This is a genomic window from Burkholderia paludis, from assembly GCF_000732615.1.
GTDB lineage: Bacteria > Pseudomonadota > Gammaproteobacteria > Burkholderiales > Burkholderiaceae > Burkholderia > Burkholderia paludis.
In genome coordinates this window covers 14,753-35,767 of sequence record NZ_JPGL01000028.1, presented here as the reverse complement: position 1 = coordinate 35,767, position 21,015 = coordinate 14,753, and the positions used below count along the sequence as shown (strand labels likewise).

The window sequence follows — 21,015 nt, the reverse complement described above, 5'->3', positions numbered from 1 at the left end:
CGGCGTTGGCGGCGTACGGCCTACCGGCCGTAGCGTGTGAGCGTGAGGCCCGACAGGTCGATTTCCGGCGTGCGCCCCGTGACGAGATCCGCCAGCACCTTGCCCGAACCCATCGACATCGCCCAGCCTGTCGAGCCGTGGCCGACGTTGAGCCAGAGCCCGTCGATCCCGCTCGCGCCGAGCAGCGGCGGCCCGTCGGGCGTCATCGGCCGGCGGCCGGCCCAGAAGCGCGCCGACGCGCGATCGGCCGCATGCGGGAACCAGTCGTCGAGCACCTTCATCAGCGTGTCGAGCGCCTGCCGGCGCAGCGTCGCGTGGCGGTTGCCGAGTTCCGCCGTACCCGCGACGCGCAGCGTCGGGCCGAATCGCGTGATCGCCGTCTTCAGCGATTCGTCCATCAGTGCGGCGCGCGGCGCCTTTTCGTCGTCGACGACCGTGAGCGTCGCCGAGTAACCCTTCACCGGATACAGCGGCACGTCGATGCCGTGCGGCCGCAACAGGCCGGCACTGTCGACGCCGAGCGCAACGACGATCGCGTCGGCGACGAGCCGCGTGTCGCGTTGCTTGCCTTCGGCGCTCGATGCGCGCGGATCCGGACGGGCCCGACCCAGCGTATCGCCATCCTCGTCGTCGTTACCGACGATCCTCATGCCGCGCACCTGGCCTGCTGCAACATCGAGCGCCTGCACTTCAGTGCGAAAGCGGAACGTCACGCCGTTCGCTTCGCACAGCGTCCGCAGTTCCCGTGTAAAGCGTGCGCAATCGCCGGCTTCGTCGTCGGGCAGGTAGATGCCGCCGACGGGCGCCTGCCGCGCCCAGCCCAAGCCCGGTTCGACCGCCGCGCAGCCGGCCGCGTCGAGTTCACGGAACGCGATGCCGGCGTCGCGCAGCACGTTCAGCGCGGGCTGCGCCATCTCGACGTCGAACGCGCCGCGCAGCAGTTGCAGGTAGCCGCGGCTCGCGCCGTAGTCGAACGGATGCCGGTCGCGAAACGCGTGCAGGCACGCGCGGCTGTAATACGCGATGCGCTGCATCCGCTGCTTGTTCACGCGGAACCGCTCGAATTCGCATTCGCGCAGCCAGCGCGCGATCCAGCGCCACTGCGCGGCGTCGAGCGTCGGCCGGAAGATCAGCGGCGAAGCGGGCCTGAACAGGTACTTGAGGATCTTGCCGGGCATCCCGGGCGCGGCCCACGGCGTCACGTAGCCGGGCGCGATCACGCCCGCGTTGCCGAAGCTCGTCGCCTGTGCGACGTCGGCCTCGCGTTCGATCACGGTAACGTCGCAGCCTGCTTCGCGCAGATGCCAGGCGGTGGTGACGCCGATCACGCCGGCGCCGAGAACGATCACGTGCATGCGGTGTCCGGAGCGACGCGGGCGTTCACGACGCGACGGCCGGCGCGTCGGCGAGCGACTTGCCGCGCGTTTCCGGCAGCACGAGCGCGGCGACGATCACGAGCAGGTAGCCGCCCCCCGCGACGAGGCCGATCGCCTTCACGAGCGACATCGATTGCGACAGCGAGCCCACGAGGATCGGGAAGAACGAGCCGAGCCCGCGGCCGAGGTTGTAGCAGAAGCCCTGGCCCGAACCGCGGATCGGGCCCGGATACAGTTCGGACAGATAGGCGCCTACGCCCGCGAAGATCCCCTGCACGACGATGCCGAGCGGGAAGCCGAGCAGCAGCATCGCGGTATCGGTGATCGGGAGCATCGTGTACGTCATGCCGAGCGAGAACGAGCCGATCGCGAACAGGATGAACGATGCACGGCGGCCGAGCCGGTCGGACAGGATCGCGCCGACCACGTAGCCGACGAACGAGCCGACGATCAGCACGACGAGATAGCTGCTGGTATTGAACACCGACAGGTGCCGGACGGTCTTGAGGTAGGTGGGCAGCCACGTCGTGATCGCGTAGTAGCCGCCGAGCATCCCGGTGCACAGCGCGCTGCCGAACAGCGTCGCGCGCAGGTGCGGCGGCGAGAAGATCTCGAGGAAGTGGCCCGATACGCGGCCTTCGTCGCGCGCGCGGCGGGTGGCCGTGTAGATGTCGGGGTCCGTCACGTTGCGGCGGATGTAGAGGATCCACAGCGCGGGTGCGATGCCGATCCAGAAGCATGCGCGCCACGCGACCTGCTCGGGCAGCAGCGCGAAGAACGCCCAGTACAGGATCGCGGCCGCGGCCCAGCCGAACGACCAGCTGCTCTGCACGGTGCCGACGGCCTTCGCGCGATGCTCGGGCGAGCGGATCGTCTCGGCCATCATGATCGTCACGACCGACCATTCGCCGCCGAAGCCGAACCCCTGCAGCGTGCGCGTCGCGAGGAGCTGCCAGAACGAATGCGTGAAGCCGGACAGGCAGGTGAATAGCGCGAACGTCGCGATCGTCCACTGCAGCACGCGCACGCGGCCGTAGCGGTCGGCGAGGATCCCGGCGACCCAGCCGCCGATGGCGGACGAGATCAGCGAGCTCGTCGCGATCATCCCGGCCTCGCTCTTCGTCATGCCCCAGGCGGCGATCAGCGTCGGAATCAGGAACGAGTAGATCATGAAGTCGAACGCATCGACCGCGTAGCCGCCGAATCCGGCAAACAGCGTCCGGCGCTCGCGCGTCGACAATTCGGTGAACCACTGGAATGCCTGCATGCTTGCTGCCCCCTCTTGTCTCGTCCCCTGGCGCGCCGCCGTGCGGCAGTCATTTTACGGTCGCGAGGCCGCTGGCCAAAAAGCCGATGCGGATTCGCCCGGGAATATGAGGAGCGGGGGCGGGCGGCGCCGCGTCAGAGCGTCAGGCCGCCGTCGACGTGGACGATCTGACCGGTGATCTGCCGCGCGGCGTCCGACAGCAGGAACGCGATCAGCGCGGCGACGTCGTCGGGCTCGGCGATCCGGCCGAGCGGCGTCGCCTGTTCGGCCTGCGCCCACGCGGCGGCGTTGCCGGCGCTCGGCCCGTGGTCCTTGCGCGTGAAACCCGGTGCGACCGCGTTGACGGTGATGCCGTGCCCGGCGAATTCGGCGGCCGCGGAGCGCACGAGCGACTCGAGCGCGGCCTTTGCGGCGGCGGTGGCCGCGAACGGCGCATCGGCGCGATAGCGGTGCGCGACGAACGAGCTGACCGCGACGATCCGCGGCGCGACCGACGCTTCGAGCAGCGGCCGCGCACGGCCCGCGAGCGCGGAAAACGCGCCGGGCATGGCCGCGAACGCGGACGCGAGCGTGTCGGCGGCAAGGCTGGAAAAGGTCTGCCGTGCGGCGAAGCCCGCGTTGGCGACGAGATGATCGAGCCCGCCGAAGCGGGCGGCGGCGGCGTCGACGAGCGAGGCGGCGACGCCCGGCTCGGCGAGATCGCCGGTAAGCGCGATGCATGCCGCGCCGGCCGCCGTGCACGCGCGCTCGACTTCGGCGAGCCGGGCCCGTGCGGCATCGTCCGCGCCGCGCGCATGCAGCGCAAGCGCGACGCCGGGCGCCGCGAGCCGTCGCGCGAGCGCCGCGCCGATCCCCGAGCCGGCGCCGGTGATCAGCGCGATCCGCACGGGGGGCGCGGCGCGTGCGCTCACGCGGCGACCTTGTCGTCGTCGTTGATGCGTTCGACGTTGATCGTGCCGCCGTGGAACGCGGCCAGCGATTCGCGGTGCGCGATGCTGACGATCGCGGCCCTGGGCAGCCGCTCGGCGAACAGGTGGTAGAGGCGGGCTTCGTTGTCGGCGTCGAGCGCGCTGGTGGCTTCGTCGAGGAACAGGAAGTCGGGCTTGTGCAGCAGCACGCGCGCGCCGGCAAGACGCTGCTGCTCGCCCGGCGACAGCACGCGGGTCCAGTGGGCGGACTCGTCGAGGCGCTCGACGTAATCCTCGAGGCGGCACGCGCGCAGTGCGTCGCGGCAGGCTTCGTCGCTGAATGCGTCGGGCGTCGCCGGGTAGGTGAGCGCGGCCTTCAGCGTGCCGATCGGCAGGTAGCTCGTCTGCGGCACGAACATCATCCGCGCGCCGACTGGCGCGTCGATCGCGCCGTCGCCGAACGGCCACAGGCCCGCGAGCGCGCGCATGAACGTGCTCTTGCCGGAACCCGATTTGCCGATCACGAGCCAGCGCGAGCCGGGCTCGATCGTGACGCTGCCGATGTTCGCGAGCGCGTTGCCGTTCGGCAGCGCGAGCTTCAGCGACGACGTCGACAGCTTCGCGGCGTCGACGTAGTGCAGGTTGATGCCGCCGTGCTCGGTCGCGGGCGACAGGCTTTCCCTCAGGTGCGACGTGCCCATCACGCGCTTGAATTCGCGCAGACGGTTGACGGTGGCGCGCCATTCCACGAGGGTCGAGTAGCTGTTGATGAACCACGAGAACGAATCGCTGACGGTGCCGAACGCGGACGAGATCTGCATCAGCACGCCGAACGAGAACGCACCGGCGAAGTAGCGCGGCGCGGCGACGACGAGCGGGAAGATGATCGCGATCTGCCCGTAGAAGCTCAGCACGAACGTGAGCCGTTTCGTGTACTTCATCACGCGCCACCAGTTGTCGCGGATGCGCATGAAGAGGTTTTGCGCGTTGCCGGTCTCGGTTTTCTCGCCGTCGTAGAACGCGATCTGCTCGGCGTTTTCGCGCACGCGGATCAGCCCGAAGCGGAAATCGGCCTCGACGCGCTGCTGCTGGTAGTTGATCGACACGAGCGGATGGCCGACCTTCTGGATGATCAGCGAGCCGACCACCGCGTACAGCGCGGCCGCCCATACCATGTAGCCCGGAATCGAGATCGGCGTCGCGCCGAGCGTGAACGTCAGCGCGCCGGCGAGCGACCACAGGATCGTGATGAACGACACGAGCGTGACGACCGTCGACAGCAGGTCGAGCGACAGCGCGAGCGTGGTCGTCGCGAACGACTGGAGATCGTCGGTGATCCGCTGGTCGGGGTTGTCGGCGAGCCGGTCGCGCTCGATCCGGTAGAACGCGCGATCGCCGAGCCACTGGCCGAGGAAGCGGTCGGTGAGCCACTGGCGCCAGCGGAAGCCGAGCATCTGCCGCAGGTAGCGGCCGTACACGGCGAGGATGATGAAGGCGAATGCGAGCGCCGAGAACTGCATCAGCAGGTTCGGGAAGTCGTGGACGTCCTTCGACTGCAGCGCGTTGTAGAACTCCGCGTTCCACTTGTTCAGCCGGACGTTGATCCAGACCACGCAGAGGTTGATCGCGATGATCGCGACCATCAGGCCCCACGCGATTTTCCATTCGGACGATATCCAGTAGGGCTTGATGAGGCTCCACGCGGATATCGGGCGCTCGTCCTGCGGCGCGTCGGAGGCGGAGCGGACGGGATCGATCGATTGGGTCATGTGCTTCCTGATGAGTAGCCGGCGCGCGGGCCGGGCGAAGCCGGGCGCGCGCCGCGATACGGCATGCCGGGACGCGGCGCCGACTGACGGCGGGTGTCCGGATGGTCGCCCGCGCGTCTTAAACGGCACTTAAGGGCCGGCGGTGACGCGGCAACCGGCCGCTTGCGCGGCCGGCCTGCGGGCATTGTGCCAGAGCGGCGCGGCGCGGCGGCGAATTTGCCGCAAGGGGGACAGTTTGCGGCGCTTTCCGCTTTTATGGTCTAATGGCCGACGACGAAACAGGGGTGCTTCGTGGCGCGGCCGGCAGATGTTCCGGGTAGCGCGGCGAGGCTGAGAAAGACCCTTCGCACCCGATCCGGGTAATACCGGCGAGGGAAGTTTCTGATCCCGCCGGGCCGCGCTGGCTGCCATCCCACATGGTCAGCGCCCGAGTCCCGCCCGGCCGGCCTATGCTGCCGGTTTCGTCCTTTTGGGTACGCGCATTGCGCGTTACGGAAGGAATGATGACCGCACAATCTTCAGTCTTTTGCATGTCTCCCGGCCCGATGCCGGGCGTGTTCGCTCGCGGCGGCGCGTGCGTATCGACGTTCGTCGCGCGCGCTCGCGTGGAGGGCGCACGATGAACGCCCTGGATTCCCGGCCCGATTTCGCGGTGCTCGGCGGCGGCCTCGTCGGTCGTCTGGTCGCGTGGCGGCTTGCGGGCGGCGGGCATCGCGTCGCGCTCTACGAACGCGGCGGCCCGGACGGCGAACAGTCGGCCGCGTGGATCGCGGCCGCGATGCTCGCGCCGCTCGCGGAAGCGGCGAGCGCGGAGCTGCTGATCACCGAGCTCGGCGTCGCGTCGCTCGCGCGCTGGCCGCAGTGGCTCGCGGAACTGCCCGAGCCCGTCTTCTTCCAGCATCACGGCACGCTCGTCGTCTGGCACCACGCCGACCGCGGGGAGGCGCCGCTGTTCGAGCGGCGCGTGCGCGCGAACGCGCCGGCCGACCTGTTCGACGGCGGCTTCGTGTCGCTCGCCGGCGCGCAAGTCGACGCGGCCGAGCCGGCGCTCGCCGGCCGCTTCGCGCGCGGCCTGCTGCTGCCGCGCGAAGGCCAGCTCGACAACCGGCAGGCGCTGCGGGCGCTCGCGGCCGGCCTTGCCGAGCGCGGCGTCGAGCTGCACTGGCACGTCGCGATCGACGACGCGCACCTGCCCGCCGCGCATTTCACGATCGATTGCCGCGGGCTCGGCGCGAAACCCGCGCTGCCGGCGCTGCGCGGAATCCGCGGCGAAGTCGCGCGCGTGCATGCGCCCGGCATCGGGCTCACGCGGCCCGTGCGGCTGCTGCATCCGCGCTATCCGCTGTACATCGCGCCGAAGCAGGACGATCTCTATGTGATCGGCGCAACCGAGGTGGAGGGCGAGGACATGTCGCCCGTCAGCGTGCGCTCCGCGCTCGAACTGCTGAGCGCGGCATTCTCCGTGCACCCGGCATTCGGCGAGGCGCGCATCCTCGAACTCAATGCGCAGTGCCGGCCGACGCTGCCCGATCATCGCCCGGCGGTGATCTGGGACGGCGCGTCGACGCTCGCCGTCAACGGCCTGTACCGGCACGGCTTCATGATCGCGCCGGAAGTCGCGCACGCGGCGGCCGCGCTCGCCGAGGCCGCGCTCGGCGGTGCGTTCGGCGACGCCGACGCATTCGCCGCGTGGCGCGACGCCGCGCGCTGGCCGACGCTCCTTCATCACCGCGACGACGCGCGCCAGCCAGCCTGACGCGCGCCGCCACACGATTCCGACGAAGCCTCATGGATATCCAGATCAACCAACAGACCCTGACGTTGCCCGACGGCGCGACGGTGGCGGACGCGCTCGTCGCGTACGGCGCGCGTCCGCCGTACGCGGTCGCGCTGAACGGCAACTTCGTCGCGCGCACGCAGCATGCGGCGCGCGCGCTCGCGGCGGGCGACAAGCTCGACGTGGTGCACCCCGTCGCGGGCGGCTGAGCGCCGCCGGTTCGTCCCCGCTCTTCCAGGAAAACGACATGACGTCCCCCCTCTCCGCCGACGCGCTGACGCTGTACGGCGAAACCTTCGCAAGCCGCGTGCTGATCGGCACGTCGCGCTATCCGTCGCTGCAGTCGCTGTCCGATTCGATCGAGGCGTCGCGCCCCGGGATGGTGACGGTCGCGCTGCGCCGCCAGATGACGGGCGGCACGGCGGAGGCCGGTTTCTTCGACCTGCTCAAGCGCCACGCGGTGCCGTTGCTGCCGAACACGGCCGGCTGCCAGACCGTCGCCGAAGCCGTGACGACCGCGCACATGGCGCGGGAGGTGTTCGGCACCGACTGGATCAAGCTCGAACTGATCGGCGACGACTACACGCTGCAGCCCGACCCGATCGGGCTGATCGAAGCCGCCACGCTGCTGGTCAAGGACGGTTTCAAGGTGCTGCCTTACTGCACCGAGGATCTGGTGATCGGCCGGCGCCTGCTCGACGTCGGCTGCGAGGCGCTGATGCCGTGGGGCGCGCCGATCGGCACGGGCAAGGGGGTCGTGAATCCGTACGGCCTGCGCGTGCTGCGCGAGCGGCTGCCCGACGTGCCGCTGATCATCGACGCGGGGCTCGGCGTGCCGTCGCACGCGTGCCAGGTGATGGAGTGGGGTTTCGACGGCGTGCTGCTGAATACGGCAGTCTCGCAGGCCACCCACCCCGAGATCATGGCGCGCGCATTTGCGCAGGGCGTCGAGGCCGGCCGCGCCGCGTATCTCGCCGGCCCGATGGACACGCGCGAGACCGCGCACGCGAGCACGCCGGTCGTCGGGATGCCGTTCTGGCACCAGGACGGAGGTGGTGCATGAGCGCGCGCTTCGCCGATGCATTCTGGCCGCCGGCCGACGAACTGGCCGAAGCGGCCGAGCAGATTCGCGCGCGGCTTGGCGACTGGCCGGGCGGTGCGGCGCCGTGGCGGCTCTGCGTGGCGGTGCCGGGCGCGCCGGCCCAAGGCGACGTGCTGATCGTGTCGGCGGGCGATCACGACGCGCGGGCGCGTGCGTCGGCCGTTTCGCGGCCCGCGGCGCCGGATGCGGTTGCGATCGAATTCGACGAGCGGGGCGCGGTGCTGCACGCGGCGGGCGCGCGCTACGCGCTCGAAGCCGCGCATCCGCTTGCGGACGACTGGATCGCGGCGCTCGCCGCGTTTCTGGATTGCGGTTTCGCGCCGGTCGACGCGCTGGTGCTCGCGCTGGCGTGGCGCGACGGCGACGAGGCGCGGGCCGCCGATGCGTGGCCGGTCGACGCCGCGCGGTTCCCGCGCGCCGCCGGCTTGCCGGCCGCCCCCGAACCGGCGTTCGCGCCGTGCCCGGCGCAACTCGGCCTCTATCCGGTCGTGCCGGACGCCGAATGGGTCGAGCGCGTGCTCGATTGCGGCGCGCGGACCGTGCAGCTGCGCGTGAAAGGCGCGCCGCCGGACGCGTTGCGCCGGGAAATCGCACGGGCGGTCGCGGCCGGGCGCCGCTATCCCGATGCGCGCGTGTTCATCAACGATCATTGGCAGATCGCTGCAGATGAAGGCGCGTACGGCGTTCATCTGGGCCAGGAAGACCTCGAAACGGCCGATCTGGCCGCGATTGCGCGCGCGGGCTTGCGGCTCGGACTTTCGAGCCATGGTTATTACGAAATGTTGCGGGCATTGCACGCGCGCCCGAGCTACCTCGCGCTCGGTCCCGTGTTCGCGACCGCGACCAAGGCGGTCGCCGCGCCGCCGCAGGGCCTCGCCCGGATTGCCCGCTACGCGCGCTTCGCGGGCACGCAGGCGCCGCTTGTCGCGATCGGCGGGGTGGGGCTCGACGCGCTGCCGGCCGTGCTGGCGACGGGCGTCGGCAGCGTGGCGGTGGTCAGCGCGATCACGGGCGCGAGCGATTACCGGGCGGCAATTGCAGCGTTGCAGCGCTGTTTTTTCGGACCATTTGACAATCATTGACCGCGGGGTCCGAAACGGCGTCACGACATCATTCCAAGGCAGGCCCTATAATTCGGCGTTCTGCGTAAAAGGACTGCCAGCTCCGTGAGCCCCACTCCTACCGAGACCCTGCTGGAACTTCGCGACGTCGACTTTGGCTACGGCGACCGCCTCGTCCTGTCCGACCTGAACCTGCGCTTCGGGCGTGGGCAGGTCGTCGCGGTCATGGGCGGGTCGGGTTGCGGCAAGACGACCGTGCTGCGCCTGATCGGCGGCCTCGTGCGTGCGCGCCGCGGCCAGGTGCTGTTCGACGGCGCCGATGTCGGCGCGCAAACGCGCGACGGCCTGTACGCGCTGCGCCGCAAGATGGGCATGCTGTTCCAGTTCGGCGCGTTGTTCACCGACATGTCGGTGTTCGAGAACGTCGCGTTCTCGTTGCGCGAGCATACCGACCTGCCCGAAGACCTGATCCGCGACCTCGTGCTGATGAAGCTCAACGCGGTCGGGCTGCGCGGCGCGCGGGACCTGATGCCGTCGGAGGTGTCGGGCGGGATGGCACGCCGCATCGCGCTCGCGCGCGCGATCGCGCTCGATCCGCAGCTCATCATGTACGACGAGCCGTTCGCGGGCCTCGATCCGATCTCGCTCGGCATCACCGCGAACCTGATCCGCACGCTGAACCAGGCGCTGGGCGCCACGTCGATCCTCGTCACGCACGACGTGCCCGAGTCGTTCGCGATCGCCGACTACGTGTATTTCCTGGCCAACGGCGGCGTGCTCGCGCAGGGCACGCCCGACGAGCTGCGGGCGTCGACCGATCCGAGCGTGCGGCAGTTCATCGACGGCGCGCCGGACGGCCCGTTCAAATTTCATTACACGAGCCCGCCACTTGCAGCGGATTTCGGGCTCGGCGGAGGGCGCGCATGATCAGCGCGATCGGACGTTACGTCATCGGCGGCCTCGAGCGCGCGGGCTACGGCTCGCGGCTGTTCGTGCGTCTCGTGCTGGAATTCTTCCCGCTGCTGCGCCGGCCGCGGCTCGTCACGAAGCAGATCCACTTCCTCGGCAACTATTCGTTCGTGATCATTGCCGTGTCGGGGCTGTTCGTGGGCTTCGTGCTCGGCCTGCAGGGGTATTACACGCTGAACCGCTACGGCTCCGAGCAGGCGCTCGGCCTGCTGGTCGCGCTGTCGCTGGTGCGCGAGCTCGGGCCGGTCGTCACGGCGCTGCTGTTCGCGGGCCGCGCGGGGACGTCGCTCACGGCCGAGATCGGCCTGATGAAAGCCGGCGAGCAGCTCACCGCGCTCGAGATGATGGCGGTCGACCCGATCAAGAACGTGATCGCGCCGCGCATGTGGGCGGGCATCATCGCGATGCCGCTGCTCGCCGCGATCTTCAACGCGGTCGGCGTGCTCGGCGGGTACTTCGTCGGCGTCGTGCTGATCGGCGTCGATCCGGGCGCGTTCTGGTCGCAGATGCAGGGCGGGGTCCAGGTCTGGGCCGACGTCGGCAACGGCGTGCTGAAGAGCATCGTGTTCGGGTTCGCCGTGACCTTCATTGCGCTGTTTCAGGGGTATGAAGCGAAGCCCACGCCCGAAGGCGTGTCGCGCGCGACGACCAAGACGGTCGTGTTCGCCTCGCTCGCCGTACTCGGCCTCGATTTCCTGCTGACCGCGCTGATGTTCAGCTAAGCCTCAGCCAAGCCAAATTTTGGGATGACGATGAAAAAGACTGCTCTCGACTTCTGGGTCGGCCTGTTCGTGGTGGTGGGCTTCCTTGCGGTGCTGTTCCTGGCGCTGAAGGTCGGCAACATGAGCTCGCTGTCGTTTCAGCCGACCTATTCGGTGAAGATGAAATTCGACAATATCGGCGGGCTGAAGCCGCGCGCGGCCGTGAAGAGCGCGGGTGTCGTGGTCGGCCGCGTGAAGACGATCGGGTTCGACACGAACACCTACCAGGCGCTGGTGACGATCGATATCGACGGCCAGTACCCGTTCCCGAAGGATTCGTCGGCGAAGATCCTGACGTCGGGCCTGCTCGGCGAACAGTACATCGGCCTCGAGCCGGGCGGTGACACGGAAATGCTGAAGGCGGGCGATACGATCACGATGACGCAATCGGCGATCGTGCTCGAAAACCTGATCGGCCAGTTCCTGTACAGCAAGGCCGCCGATGCGGGCGGCGCGAAGCCGGCAGCCGGCGCACCGGCTGCACCGGCTGCACCGGCTGCACCGGCTCCGGCGTCGGCCGTGGCCGCCGCGCCCGCTTCGGCAGCCCAATAACCACACGAGAGAACGCAAGAGGGTAATGAACATGCAGACGATCCGCATCAGGCACGCCGCGCTGGCGGTAGCGGCAGTCGCCGCGTTGAGCGGCTGCGCGACCGTGCAGACGCCGACCAAGGGCGATCCGCTCGAAGGCTTCAACCGGACGATGTACAAGTTCAACGACACGGTCGACACGTACGCGCTGAAGCCGGTCGCGAAGGGCTACCAGTACGTGGTGCCGCAGCCGGTGCGCGACAGCGTGACGAACTTCTTCTCGAACATCGGCGACGTGTACGTCGCGGCCAACAACATCGTGCAGCTGCGGATCGCGGACGGCGTCGGCGACATCATGCGCGTCGTGATCAACACGGTGTTCGGCGTCGGCGGCCTGTTCGACGTCGCGACCATCGCGAAGCTGCCGAAGCATACGGCCGACTTCGGGATCACGATGGGCCGCTACGGCGTGCCGTCGGGCCCGTACCTGGTGCTGCCGCTGCTCGGCCCGAGCACGCTGCGCGATACGGCCGGCCTGGGCGTCGACTACGTCGGCAATCCGCTGACGTATGTGAAGCCGGACGGCGTGAGCTGGGGCCTGTTCGGCGTGAACCTCGTCAACACGCGCTCGAACCTGCTGGGTGCGGGCGACGTGCTGGATGCCGCCGCGCTCGACAAGTATTCGTTCGTGCGCAACGCGTACCTGCAGCGCCGCCAGATGCTGATCAGCAACGCGCGCGGCGAAGCCGGCGCGACGTCGAGCAGCGATGCGCTGCCGAAGTACGATCTGCCGGACGACGGCGCGGCACCGGCGACGGCTGCATCCGGCAAGGCGGGCGCCGCCGCGCCGGCGGCCGCTTCCGCCGCCGCGGCGCCGAACCCGGCCAGCGAGACGAGCGTGCCGCCGATGCAGGTGGCGCCGCCGTCGCCGGGCGGGATCCGCTTGCCGAGCATCAGGTTCTGACCCGATAACACTCGTTACAGCCGGAAACGATTCAGTCGGTGGCGTACGCGAACTAACGCGTAAGCTACCTGCTCCAATCTCCGCATCGACTCATTCATGCAGGTCACTATGATGAAAAAACTGTTCCTGGTCCCCGTTTTCGCGGCGCTGTTCTCGTTCGGCGGCGTGGCTCAAGCGCAAGTCGACCAGTCGACCCCGCAGGCGCTGATCAAGACGGCCACGCAGCAGGTCCTCGACGAAGTCAAGCAGCAGACGATCAAGCAGGGCGACACCAACCGCATCATCTCGATCGTCAACAGGGACATCCTGCCGTACACCGATTTCCGCCGCACCACGCAGCTCGCGATGGGCCGCAACTGGCGCACCGCGACGGCCGAGCAGCAGCAACAGGTGCAGGAGCAGTTCAAGCTGCTGCTGATCCGTACGTATTCGGGTGCGCTGGCCCAGCTGAAGCCGGACCAGCAGATCCAGTACCCGCCGTTCCGCGCCGATCCGGCCGATACGGACGTGGTGGTCAAGACGGTCGCGATGAACAACGGCCAGCCGGTCCAGATCGACTATCGCCTGTACAAGTCGGCGAACGGCTGGAAGGTGTATGACCTGAACGTGCTCGGCGCGTGGCTGATCCAGACGTACCAGCAGCAGTTCAACGAGAAGATCCAGCAAAGCGGCGTGGACGGCCTGATCCAGTTCCTCACGCAGCGCAACCAGCAACTTGCCGCCGGCAAGCAAGCGTCGTGAGCGGCTTCGACGCCGGCACCTCGCTGACCGTCGCGAGCGCGAAGGCCGCGCTCGCGGACGGTCTCGCGCGCATCGGCGCGGGCGCGACCGCCGTCGATTGCGCGGCGCTGACGCAGTTCGACTCGTCCGCGCTCGCCGTGCTGCTCGCATGGCAACGGGCCGCGCAAGCGCGCGGCGCGACCCTCGACATCCTCAATCTTCCCTCGAAGCTCGCCAGCCTCGCGCGCGCCTATGGCGTCGACGCCCTCATCGACGGCACCGGGCGACATTGACCCTGTCCGACCGGAGCCTGCCGCGCCAGCCGACGCGCGCAAGCTTCACGCCGCGCGCCTCCGGCGCCGGCTCCACCAGCCGGTTTGCCCTATAATCAAGCGTTTTGCCGGGCAGCCAGACGGTATCCGGCCCTCGTTTTCTTTCGTAGCAAGCACAGAATAGGCGTCGCGGCCCCGGTGTCGCGCACAGTCATGTCAGCCATAGAAATCCGTCACGTCAAGAAGCGCTACAAGTCGCTTCAGGCGCTCAAGGGCGTCAGCCTGTCGGTCGAGGAAGGCGAGTTTTTCGGTCTGCTCGGCCCCAACGGCGCAGGCAAGACCACGCTCATCAGCATCCTCGCCGGGCTCGCCCGGGCCGACGAAGGCAGTATCTCGGTGCGCGGCCACGACGTCTTCAAGGACTTCCGCGGCGCGCGTCGCGCACTTGGCGTCGTGCCGCAGGAACTCGTGTTCGACCCGTTTTTCACCGTGCGCGAGACGCTGCGGATCCAGTCCGGCTATTTCGGGCTGCGCCGCAACGACGACTGGATCGACGAAGTGATGGCCAATCTCGACCTCACCGAGAAAGCCGACGCGAACATGCGCGCGCTGTCGGGCGGGATGAAGCGCCGCGTGCTCGTCGCGCAGGCGCTCGTGCACCGGCCGCCCGTGATCGTGCTCGACGAGCCGACCGCCGGCGTCGACGTCGAACTGCGCCAGACGCTGTGGAAATTCATCTCGCGCCTGAATCGCGAGGGCCACACGATCGTGCTGACCACCCATTACCTCGAGGAAGCCGAGTCGCTGTGCGATCGGATCGCGATGCTGCGCCGTGGCGAGGTGGTCGCGCTCGACCGCACCGACGCGCTGCTGCGCCGCTTCGCGGGGCTGCAGCTTTACCTGCGCTTCGCGACCGGCGCGCTGCCGGCCGAGCTGCGCGGGCTGGAGTCCGACCCGGCCGCCCGCGCGCCCGGCGAGCACCTGCTGCGTCTTGCGAGTTACGACGAGGTCGAACGCATCCTCGCGCAATGCCGCGCGGCAGGCTGCACATTCGACGAGATCGAGGTCCGCAAGGCCGACCTCGAGGACGTGTTCGTCCAGGTGATGAACGGAGCCGAGGTGATCGAGGGTCTGGCATGAAACAGGAATCCCCACGCGCGCTGCGTTCGCTGCCCCCCGAGGGCGCGCCAGGCATTCCCGGTACGGCCCGGCGAGTGCCGGGAAGCGGGTTTCGGACGCTGCTGTACAAGGAACTGCTGCGGTTCTGGAAGGTGTCGTTCCAGACGGTGCTCGCGCCGATCGTCACGGCGCTGCTGTATCTGACGATCTTCGGCCATGCGCTGTCGGGCCGCGTCGAAGTGTATCCGGGCGTCGAGTACGTGAGCTTCCTCGTACCGGGCCTCGTGATGATGAGCGTGCTGCAGAACGCGTTCGCGAACAGCTCGTCGTCGCTGATCCAGTCGAAGATCACCGGCAACCTCGTGTTCATGCTGCTGCCGCCGCTGTCGTACCGCGACATCTTCGGCGCGTACGTGCTCGCCTCCGTGGCGCGCGGGCTCGCGGTCGGCACGGGTGTGTTCGTCGTGACGATCTGGTTTGTCCCGATGCACTTCGCGGCGCCGTTGTTCATCATTGCGTTCGCGCTGCTCGGCTCGGCAATTCTCGGCACGCTCGGCCTGATCGCCGGGATCTGGGCCGAGAAGTTCGACCAGCTGGCCGCGTTCCAGAACTTCCTGATCATGCCGCTGACGTTCCTGTCCGGCGTGTTTTATTCGACGCACTCGCTGCCGCCCGTGTGGCGCGAGATTTCGCGTCTCAACCCGTTTTTCTACATGATCGACGGCTTCCGTTTCGGGTTCTTCGGCGCGTCCGACATCAACCCGTTCGCGAGCCTCGCGATCGTTACCGGTTTCTTCATGCTGCTCGCGGTGATCGCGATGCGGCTGCTCGCGACCGGCTACAAACTGCGTCATTGATATCGACAGGCAGTGCCGCCCCCGGGGGCGGCGCGCGCCGACAGGAGCCTTACACCATGTTGCCGACTCCCGAACAGGTCAAGCAATACATCGCAGGCGGTCTCGCCTGCACGCATCTGGAAGTCGAGGGCGACGGCCAGCATTTCTTCGCGACGATCGTGTCGGCGGCCTTCGAGGGCAAGCGGCCGATCCAGCGGCACCAGCTCGTCTATGCGGCGCTCGGCGATCGCATGAAGCAGGAAATTCACGCGCTCAGCATGAAGACGCTGACGCCCGCCGAATGGCAGAACGCATAACCGGAAATCACTGAGTGCAAGTCACCGTCAACGAGCGCGACGCCGTCCAGAGCGTCGCCACGGCACACCCGGCCGCCAACGGGGAAGCGCATGGCCACGGGACGGACAAGCTCGTGATCGAGGGCGGTCGCCGCCTGTCGGGCGAGATCGTCGTGTCGGGCGCGAAGAACGCCGCGCTGCCGATTCTGTGCGCGGGGCTGCTCAGCGCCGATCCGGTCGAGCTCGACAACGTGCCGAACCTGAAGGACGTGCGCACCACGCTGAAGGTGCTGAACCAGATGGGCGTGGCGAGCGAGACGGAAGGCTGCCGCGTGCGGCTCGACGCGTCGCGCGTCGACAACCTCGTGGCGCCGTACGAGCTCGTGAAGACGATGCGTGCGTCGATCCTCGTGCTCGGGCCGCTGCTCGCGCGCTTCGGCGAGGCGAAGGTGTCGCTGCCGGGCGGCTGCGCGATCGGCGCGCGTCCGGTCGACCAGCACATCAAGGGCCTGCAGGCGATGGGCGCCGAGATCAGCATCGAGCACGGCTTCATCGAAGCGCGCGCGAAGCGCCTGAAAGGCGCGCGCATCGTGACCGACATGATCACGGTGACGGGCACCGAAAACCTGCTGATGGCCGCGACGCTGGCCGACGGCGAGACGGTGATCGAAAACGCCGCGCGCGAGCCGGAAGTGAGCGATCTCGCACACTTGCTGGTCGCGATGGGCGCGAAAATCGACGGCATCGGCACCGATCGCCTGGTGATCCAGGGCGTCGAGCGGCTGCACGGCGCGCGCCACTCGGTGATCCCCGACCGGATCGAGGCCGGCACGTTCCTGTGCGCGGTCGCGGCGGCCGGCGGCGACGTGACGCTGACGGGCGTGCGCCCGCACATCCTCGACGCGGTGATCGACAAGCTCCGGGAGGCCGGCGCGTCGATCGAGGAAGGCGACAGCTGGCTGCGCGTGAAGATGGACCGCCGGCCGTCGGCCGTGACGATCCGCACGTCGGAATACCCGGCGTTCCCTACCGACATGCAGGCGCAGTTCATGGCCCTCAATACGGTCGCGACGGGCACCGCGCAGGTCGTCGAAACCATTTTCGAGAACCGCTTCATGCACGTGCAGGAACTGAACCGGCTCGGCGCGAACATCACGATCGACGGCAATACGGCGCTCGTGACGGGCGTCGAGAAACTGTCGGGCGCGAACGTGATGGCGACCGACCTGCGCGCGTCGGCGAGCCTCGTGATCGCCGGGCTGCGTGCCGAGGGCGAAACGCTGGTCGACCGCATCTATCACCTGGACCGCGGCTACGACCGCATGGAAGCCAAACTGACCGCTGTCGGCGCGAACGTGCGCCGCCTTTCCGGGAGCCACGCATGAGCGCGCCGCTGACCCTCGCCCTGTCGAAGGGCCGGATCTTCGAGGAAACCCTGCCGCTGCTGGCCGCGGCCGGCGTGCAGGTGGCCGAGGATCCTGAAACGTCGCGCAAGCTGATCCTGCCGACGACCGACCCGAACCTGCGCGTGATCATCGTGCGCGCGAGCGACGTGCCGACCTACGTGGAGTACGGCGCGGCCGACTTCGGCGTGGCCGGCAAGGACGTGCTGGTCGAGCACGGCGGCTCGGGCCTGTATCAGCCGATCGACCTGAACATTGCGCGCTGCCGGATGTCGGTGGCCGTGCCGGCCGGCTTCGACTACGCGAGCGCGGTGCGCCAGGGCGCACGCCTGCGCGTCGCGACGAAGTACGTCGAGACGGCGCGCGAGCATTTTGCCGCGAAGGGCGTGCACGTCGACCTGATCAAGCTGTACGGCTCGATGGAGCTCGCGCCGCTGGTCGGGCTGGCCGACGCGATCGTCGACCTCGTCAGCTCGGGCGGCACGCTGAAGGCGAACAATCTGGTCGAGGTCGAGGAGATCATGGCGATCTCGTCGCGCCTCGTCGTGAACCAGGCTGCGCTGAAGTTGAAGCGCACGGCGCTCAAGCCGATCCTCGACGCGTTCGAACGCGCGTCGCAGAATGGCGGTTGAGCGCATCACCGTAACGGAACTCCCATGTCCATCACCATCCGCAAGCTCGATTCGACGAGCGAAGGCTTCGGCGCCGAACTGCGCGCGCTGCTCGCATTCGAGGCGAGCGAGGATGCGGCGATCGAGCAATCGGTCGCGCAGATCCTCGCCGACGTGAAGTCGCGCGGCGACGCCGCGGTGCTCGAATACACGAACCGCTTCGACCGGCTGAGCGCGGGCAGCGTCGCCGCGCTCGAACTGCCGCAGGACGCGCTGCAGACGGCGCTCGACGGCCTCGCGCCGAAGGCGCGCGCGGCGCTGGAAGCGGCCGCCGCACGGGTGCGCGCGTATCACGAGAAGCAGAAGATCGAGTGCGGCACGCACAGCTGGCAGTACACGGAAGCGGACGGCACGGTGCTCGGCCAGAAGATCACGCCGCTCGACCGCGTCGGCCTGTACGTGCCGGGCGGCAAGGCCGCCTATCCGTCGTCGGTGCTGATGAACGCGATTCCCGCGCGGGTCGCGGGCGTCGGCGAGATCGTGATGGTGGTGCCGACGCCGGACGGCGTGAAGAACGACCTCGTGCTCGCCGCGGCGCTGCTCGGCGGCGTCGATCGCGTGTTCACGATCGGCGGCGCGCAGGCGGTCGGCGCGCTCGCGTACGGCACGGCGACGGTGCCGGCCGTCGACAAGATCTGCGGCCCGGGCAATGCGTACGTCGCGTCGGCGAAGCGCCGCGTGTTCGGCACGGTCGGCATCGACATGATCGCCGGGCCGTCGGAAATCCTCGTGCTGTGCGACGGCACGACCGATCCGAACTGGGTCGCGATGGACCTGTTCTCGCAGGCCGAGCACGACGAGCTCGCGCAGTCGATCCTGCTGTGCCCGGACGGCGCGTTCCTCGAGCGCGTCGCAAAGGCGATCGACGAGCTGCTGCCGTCGATGCCGCGCCGGGACGTGATTCGCGCGTCGCTCGAAGGCCGCGGCGCGCTGATCAAGGTGCGCGACATGGCCGAGGCCTGCCGGATCGCGAACGACATCGCGCCGGAACACCTCGAGATTTCCGCGCTGGAGCCTCAGCAGTGGGGCCAGCAGATCCGCCACGCGGGCGCGATCTTCCTCGGCCGCTACACGAGCGAGAGCCTCGGCGACTACTGCGCGGGGCCGAACCACGTGCTGCCGACCTCGCGCACCGCGCGCTTCTCGTCGCCGCTCGGCGTGTACGACTTCATCAAGCGCTCGAGCGTGATCGAGGTCAGCGCGGAAGGTGCGCAGACGCTCGGCGAGATCGCGTCCGAGCTCGCGTACGGCGAGGGGCTGCAGGCGCATGCGAAGAGCGCCGAGTTCCGGATGAAGGGCTGATCGTGCCGCGCAGGGCCGGGGCGGGCGCGCATGCGCCGGCGCCGGCCGGCTCCCCCCGAAGCCGGACACACGCGCAGGGCGGCGTCCGCCGCCTTGCCGACCATTTGACGCCGGCGCGATGCACGCCGGCTTGAGACCATGACGACGCCACAAGACATCATCCGCCGCGACGTGCTCGCGATGACGAGCTACCCGGTGCCCGACGCGAGCGGCTTCGTGAAGCTCGACGCGATGGAGAACCCGTATCCGCTGCCCGAGCCGCTCGCCGCGGCGCTCGGCGAGCGGCTCGCGCAGGTCGCGCTGAACCGCTACCCGGCGCCGCGCCCGGCCGCGCTGCTCGACAAGCTGCGCCACGCGATGGGCGTACCGGCCGCATGCGACGTGCTGCTCGGCAACGGTTCGGACGAGATCATCAGCCTGATCTCGGTCGCCTGCGCGAAGCCGGGTGCGAAGGTGCTCGCGCCGGTGCCGGGTTTCGTGATGTACGAACTGTCGGCGAAGCTCGCGCAGCTCGAATTCATCGGCGTGCCGCTGAAGGCCGACCTGACGCTCGACGTCGATGCGATGCTCGCGGCGATCGCCGAGCACCGGCCGGCGATCGTCTATCTCGCGTATCCGAACAACCCGACCGGCACGCTGTACGACGACGCCGACGTCGAACGGATCGTTGCCGCCGCGCGCCACAGCCTGATCGTGATCGACGAGGCGTATCAGCCGTTCGCCGAGCGTTCGTGGCTGCCGCGCGCCGCCGAGTTCGACAACGTCGTCGTGATGCGCACGGTGTCGAAGCTGGGCCTCGCGGGCATCCGCCTCGGCTATCTCGTCGGCTTGCCCGCGTGGCTGAACGAATTCGACAAGGTGCGCCCGCCGTACAACATCAACGTGCTGACCCAGGCCACCGCGGATTTCCTGCTCGACCGCCTCGACGTGCTCGACGCGCAGGCCGCCGATCTGCGCGCGGAGCGCACTCGGCTTGCGCAGGCCGTGGCTGCGCTGCCGGGCACGACGGTGTTTCCGAGCGCCGGCAATTTCCTGCTGGTGCGCGTGCCGGATGCGGCCGCCGTGTTCGATGCGCTGCTCACCGAGCGGGTTTTGGTCAAAAACGTGAGTAAAATGCATCCGTTGCTGGCGGAATGCGTGCGGCTGACCGTCGGTGCTCCCGACGAAAACGCGCGCCTGCTGGCGGCTTTGAAACTCGCGCTGCCCGGTTGATCCAGCCGGCGCCGCAGCGCGTACGATCAATCCCCATTTACATCGACCCAGTCAAGGAATTGCCATGCGTGTGGCGGAAGTCGTTCGCAATACCAGCGAAACGCAGATCCGTGTGAAGCTCGATCTCGACGGTACGGGCCAGCAGAAGCTGGCTACCGGCGTGCCGTTTCTCGACCATATGCTCGACCAGATCGCGCGACACGGTCTGGTCGATCTCGAGGTCGAAGCGCATGGCGATACCCATATCGACGACCACCACACGGTCGAGGATGTCGGCATCACGCTCGGGCAGGCCGTCGCGAAGGCGATCGGCGACCGCAAGGGCATCCGCCGCTACGGCCATTCGTACGTGCCGCTCGACGAGGCGCTGTCGCGCGTCGTGATCGACTTCTCGGGCCGGCCGGGCCTCGAATTCCACGTGCCGTTCACGCGCGCGCGGATCGGCACGTTCGACGTCGACCTGTCGATCGAGTTCTTCCGCGGTTTCGTGAACCACGCGGGCGTCACGCTGCATATCGACAACCTGCGCGGGATCAACGCGCACCATCAGCTCGAGACGGTGTTCAAGGCCTTCGGCCGGGCACTGCGCGCGGCGGTGGAGCTCGACGAGCGTGCGGCGGGGCAGATCCCGTCGACGAAAGGCAGCCTCTGACCTTCCGCACGGGCGGCACGCCAAGGACAACCTGACGGCTTCGGCGC

General features: G+C 68.8%; 22 protein-coding genes and 1 riboswitch. Of the genes, 18 read left to right on the top strand and 4 right to left on the bottom strand.

Features of this window, described 5'->3' with window-relative positions; all coding sequences use genetic code 11:
• Positions 1-20: 20 nt before the first annotated feature.
• The 4 genes from GQ56_RS0118735 to GQ56_RS0118720 all read right to left on the bottom strand — a co-directional run bounded on the left by GQ56_RS0118735 (position 21) and on the right by GQ56_RS0118720 (position 5,320).
• The gene (locus GQ56_RS0118735; RefSeq protein ID WP_031400109.1) at positions 21-1,355 is read right to left on the bottom strand and encodes a D-amino acid dehydrogenase; all 1,335 of its coding nucleotides are present in this window, start codon (positions 1,353-1,355) and stop codon (positions 21-23) included.
• 25 nt (positions 1,356-1,380) lie between these two features.
• Positions 1,381-2,643 carry an MFS transporter gene (locus GQ56_RS0118730; protein ID WP_031400108.1) on the bottom strand — a complete coding sequence of 421 codons (1,263 nt, stop codon included), beginning with the start codon at positions 2,641-2,643 and terminating at the stop codon, positions 1,381-1,383.
• A 134-nt stretch (positions 2,644-2,777) separates the two neighbouring features.
• On the bottom strand, positions 2,778-3,554 hold the full coding sequence (locus GQ56_RS0118725) for an SDR family NAD(P)-dependent oxidoreductase (RefSeq protein WP_031400107.1): 777 nt from the start codon (positions 3,552-3,554) through the stop codon (positions 2,778-2,780).
• Positions 3,551-5,320 carry an ABC transporter ATP-binding protein/permease gene (locus GQ56_RS0118720; protein ID WP_031400106.1) on the bottom strand — a complete coding sequence of 590 codons (1,770 nt, stop codon included), beginning with the start codon at positions 5,318-5,320 and terminating at the stop codon, positions 3,551-3,553. The genes GQ56_RS0118725 and GQ56_RS0118720 overlap by 4 nt, the downstream gene beginning before the upstream one ends.
• Positions 5,321-5,590: 270 nt before the next feature.
• Positions 5,591-5,714, top strand: a riboswitch (TPP riboswitch).
• Between the two features lie 225 nt (positions 5,715-5,939).
• Between GQ56_RS0118720 and GQ56_RS0118715 the strand changes: the two genes are divergently transcribed.
• From GQ56_RS0118715 to hisB, 18 genes are all read left to right on the top strand, one after another.
• The gene (locus GQ56_RS0118715) at positions 5,940-7,076 is read left to right on the top strand and encodes an FAD-dependent oxidoreductase (RefSeq protein ID WP_031400105.1); all 1,137 of its coding nucleotides are present in this window, start codon (positions 5,940-5,942) and stop codon (positions 7,074-7,076) included.
• 32 nt (positions 7,077-7,108) lie between these two features.
• Positions 7,109-7,306 (top strand): sulfur carrier protein ThiS, encoded by a 198-nt coding sequence (thiS, locus tag GQ56_RS0118710; RefSeq protein ID WP_031400104.1) that lies wholly within the window; start codon positions 7,109-7,111, stop codon positions 7,304-7,306.
• Positions 7,307-7,344: 38 nt separating this feature from the next.
• The gene (locus GQ56_RS0118705; RefSeq protein ID WP_031400103.1) at positions 7,345-8,160 is read left to right on the top strand and encodes a thiazole synthase; all 816 of its coding nucleotides are present in this window, start codon (positions 7,345-7,347) and stop codon (positions 8,158-8,160) included.
• Positions 8,157-9,281 (top strand): thiamine phosphate synthase, encoded by a 1,125-nt coding sequence (gene thiE / locus GQ56_RS40380; RefSeq protein WP_043301486.1) that lies wholly within the window; start codon positions 8,157-8,159, stop codon positions 9,279-9,281. Before GQ56_RS0118705 ends, thiE begins: the two co-directional genes overlap by 4 nt.
• A gap of 84 nt (positions 9,282-9,365) precedes the next feature.
• The gene (locus GQ56_RS0118695) at positions 9,366-10,187 is read left to right on the top strand and encodes an ABC transporter ATP-binding protein (protein ID WP_031400101.1); all 822 of its coding nucleotides are present in this window, start codon (positions 9,366-9,368) and stop codon (positions 10,185-10,187) included.
• A complete protein-coding gene (gene mlaE, locus GQ56_RS0118690; RefSeq protein WP_031400100.1) occupies positions 10,184-10,951 on the top strand; it encodes a lipid asymmetry maintenance ABC transporter permease subunit MlaE in 768 nt (255 codons plus the stop codon). The genes GQ56_RS0118695 and mlaE overlap by 4 nt, the downstream gene beginning before the upstream one ends.
• 30 nt (positions 10,952-10,981) lie before the next feature.
• Positions 10,982-11,542: an outer membrane lipid asymmetry maintenance protein MlaD gene (mlaD, locus tag GQ56_RS0118685; protein ID WP_043301490.1), complete on the top strand. Its 561-nt coding sequence runs from the start codon at positions 10,982-10,984 to the stop codon at positions 11,540-11,542.
• 31 nt (positions 11,543-11,573) lie between these two features.
• Positions 11,574-12,485 (top strand): MlaA family lipoprotein, encoded by a 912-nt coding sequence (locus GQ56_RS0118680; protein ID WP_031400098.1) that lies wholly within the window; start codon positions 11,574-11,576, stop codon positions 12,483-12,485.
• Between the two features lie 111 nt (positions 12,486-12,596).
• Positions 12,597-13,226, top strand: a complete 630-nt coding sequence (locus GQ56_RS0118675; RefSeq protein ID WP_031400097.1) for an MlaC/ttg2D family ABC transporter substrate-binding protein — start codon at positions 12,597-12,599, stop codon at positions 13,224-13,226.
• Positions 13,223-13,498, top strand: coding sequence for an STAS domain-containing protein (locus tag GQ56_RS0118670; RefSeq protein ID WP_031400096.1), 276 nt, complete (start codon positions 13,223-13,225; stop codon positions 13,496-13,498). Before GQ56_RS0118675 ends, GQ56_RS0118670 begins: the two co-directional genes overlap by 4 nt.
• A 192-nt stretch (positions 13,499-13,690) precedes the next feature.
• The gene (locus GQ56_RS0118665; RefSeq protein WP_031400095.1) at positions 13,691-14,617 is read left to right on the top strand and encodes an ABC transporter ATP-binding protein; all 927 of its coding nucleotides are present in this window, start codon (positions 13,691-13,693) and stop codon (positions 14,615-14,617) included.
• A complete protein-coding gene (locus GQ56_RS0118660; protein ID WP_235212710.1) occupies positions 14,614-15,453 on the top strand; it encodes an ABC transporter permease in 840 nt (279 codons plus the stop codon). The genes GQ56_RS0118665 and GQ56_RS0118660 overlap by 4 nt, the downstream gene beginning before the upstream one ends.
• A gap of 56 nt (positions 15,454-15,509) precedes the next feature.
• A complete protein-coding gene (locus GQ56_RS0118655) occupies positions 15,510-15,749 on the top strand; it encodes a BolA family protein (RefSeq protein WP_006477131.1) in 240 nt (79 codons plus the stop codon).
• 14 nt (positions 15,750-15,763) lie between these two features.
• On the top strand, positions 15,764-17,113 hold the full coding sequence (gene murA / locus GQ56_RS0118650; RefSeq protein WP_031400093.1) for a UDP-N-acetylglucosamine 1-carboxyvinyltransferase: 1,350 nt from the start codon (positions 15,764-15,766) through the stop codon (positions 17,111-17,113).
• The gene (gene hisG / locus GQ56_RS0118645) at positions 17,110-17,763 is read left to right on the top strand and encodes an ATP phosphoribosyltransferase (RefSeq protein WP_031400092.1); all 654 of its coding nucleotides are present in this window, start codon (positions 17,110-17,112) and stop codon (positions 17,761-17,763) included. The genes murA and hisG overlap by 4 nt, the downstream gene beginning before the upstream one ends.
• 24 nt (positions 17,764-17,787) lie before the next feature.
• The gene (gene hisD / locus GQ56_RS0118640; RefSeq protein WP_031400091.1) at positions 17,788-19,104 is read left to right on the top strand and encodes a histidinol dehydrogenase; all 1,317 of its coding nucleotides are present in this window, start codon (positions 17,788-17,790) and stop codon (positions 19,102-19,104) included.
• A 138-nt stretch (positions 19,105-19,242) separates the two neighbouring features.
• Entirely contained in the window at positions 19,243-20,316 is a 1,074-nt protein-coding gene (hisC, locus tag GQ56_RS0118635; protein ID WP_031400090.1) for a histidinol-phosphate transaminase, read from the top strand.
• 64 nt (positions 20,317-20,380) lie between these two features.
• Positions 20,381-20,968 (top strand): imidazoleglycerol-phosphate dehydratase HisB, encoded by a 588-nt coding sequence (hisB, locus tag GQ56_RS0118630; RefSeq protein ID WP_006477126.1) that lies wholly within the window; start codon positions 20,381-20,383, stop codon positions 20,966-20,968.
• Positions 20,969-21,015: the final 47 nt, after the last annotated feature.

Coding starts and splice junctions, on each gene's coding strand:
- mlaE (WP_031400100.1), top strand. CDS start 10,184: ATGATCAGCGCGATCGGACGTTACGTCATCGGCGGCCTCGAGCGCGCG.
- GQ56_RS0118705 (WP_031400103.1), top strand. CDS start 7,345: ATGACGTCCCCCCTCTCCGCCGACGCGCTGACGCTGTACGGCGAAACC.
- GQ56_RS0118665 (WP_031400095.1), top strand. CDS start 13,691: ATGTCAGCCATAGAAATCCGTCACGTCAAGAAGCGCTACAAGTCGCTT.
- GQ56_RS0118715 (WP_031400105.1), top strand. CDS start 5,940: ATGAACGCCCTGGATTCCCGGCCCGATTTCGCGGTGCTCGGCGGCGGC.
- hisC (WP_031400090.1), top strand. CDS start 19,243: ATGACGACGCCACAAGACATCATCCGCCGCGACGTGCTCGCGATGACG.
- GQ56_RS0118735 (WP_031400109.1), bottom strand. CDS start 1,355: ATGCACGTGATCGTTCTCGGCGCCGGCGTGATCGGCGTCACCACCGCC.
- GQ56_RS0118655 (WP_006477131.1), top strand. CDS start 15,510: ATGTTGCCGACTCCCGAACAGGTCAAGCAATACATCGCAGGCGGTCTC.
- GQ56_RS0118660 (WP_235212710.1), top strand. CDS start 14,614: ATGAAACAGGAATCCCCACGCGCGCTGCGTTCGCTGCCCCCCGAGGGC.
- GQ56_RS0118720 (WP_031400106.1), bottom strand. CDS start 5,320: ATGACCCAATCGATCGATCCCGTCCGCTCCGCCTCCGACGCGCCGCAG.
- hisG (WP_031400092.1), top strand. CDS start 17,110: ATGAGCGCGCCGCTGACCCTCGCCCTGTCGAAGGGCCGGATCTTCGAG.
- mlaD (WP_043301490.1), top strand. CDS start 10,982: ATGAAAAAGACTGCTCTCGACTTCTGGGTCGGCCTGTTCGTGGTGGTG.
- GQ56_RS0118675 (WP_031400097.1), top strand. CDS start 12,597: ATGAAAAAACTGTTCCTGGTCCCCGTTTTCGCGGCGCTGTTCTCGTTC.
- thiE (WP_043301486.1), top strand. CDS start 8,157: ATGAGCGCGCGCTTCGCCGATGCATTCTGGCCGCCGGCCGACGAACTG.
- GQ56_RS0118680 (WP_031400098.1), top strand. CDS start 11,574: ATGCAGACGATCCGCATCAGGCACGCCGCGCTGGCGGTAGCGGCAGTC.
- hisD (WP_031400091.1), top strand. CDS start 17,788: ATGTCCATCACCATCCGCAAGCTCGATTCGACGAGCGAAGGCTTCGGC.
- hisB (WP_006477126.1), top strand. CDS start 20,381: ATGCGTGTGGCGGAAGTCGTTCGCAATACCAGCGAAACGCAGATCCGT.
- thiS (WP_031400104.1), top strand. CDS start 7,109: ATGGATATCCAGATCAACCAACAGACCCTGACGTTGCCCGACGGCGCG.
- GQ56_RS0118730 (WP_031400108.1), bottom strand. CDS start 2,643: ATGCAGGCATTCCAGTGGTTCACCGAATTGTCGACGCGCGAGCGCCGG.